Raw genomic sequence first — 255 nt, forward strand, 5'->3', positions numbered from 1 at the left:
TCTTAACCTTCCAGCACCGGGCAGGCGTCAGTCCGTATACATCGTCTTGCGACTTCGCACGGACCTGTGTTTTTAGTAAACAGTCGCTACCCACTAGTCTCTGCGGCCTCCAAACGCTTTCGGAGCAGGTCCTAATACGTCGAAGGCCCCCCTTCTCCCGAAGTTACGGGGGCATTTTGCCGAGTTCCTTAACCACGATTCTCTCGATCTCCTTGGTATTCTCTACCTGACCACCTGAGTCGGTTTGGGGTACGG

1 rRNA gene is annotated in these 255 nt (G+C 54.5%); it reads right to left on the reverse strand.

Features of this window, described 5'->3' with window-relative positions:
• Positions 1-255 (reverse strand): 23S ribosomal RNA (locus tag MRBLMI1_RS05920); the annotation flags it as partial.

Origin of the sequence: Microbacterium sp. LMI1-1-1.1 (genome assembly GCF_040815675.1) — a bacterium.
GTDB lineage: Bacteria > Actinomycetota > Actinomycetes > Actinomycetales > Microbacteriaceae > Microbacterium.